The organism is Dellaglioa sp. CoH-55-MRSF-9 (assembly GCF_056782155.1).
The window spans coordinates 1-275 of sequence record NZ_JBXAYG010000079.1 but is presented as its reverse complement, the minus strand read 5'-3'; the positions used below and the strand labels follow the sequence as shown (position 1 = coordinate 275).

General features: G+C 66.2%; 1 protein-coding gene. It reads left to right on the top strand.

The window, feature by feature from the left end; genetic code table 11:
• Window positions 1–275, top strand: a 275-nt coding sequence (locus AC1RPV_RS07865; protein ID WP_481764214.1) for an aminotransferase class I/II-fold pyridoxal phosphate-dependent enzyme, incomplete at both ends; no start/stop codon positions are given.

The window sequence follows — 275 nt, the reverse complement described above, 5'->3', positions numbered from 1 at the left end:
CGGCCAAGGCGCACCGCATCCTGCAGCTCGCCGATGCGCACGACCTGATCATCGTCGAGGACGATGCGCTGGCCGACCTGCGGCCGCGCTCGCTCACGCGCATCGCGACGCTCGACCAGTTGCGCCGCACGATCTATATCGGCAGTTTTTCGAAATCGGTGTCGGCCGCGCTGCGTGTCGGGTTTCTCGCGCGCAATGCGGCGCTTGCCAGCGATCTCGCCGACGTGAAGATGCTGACGCACGTCAGCAGCTCGGAATACCGCGAACGCACGCTC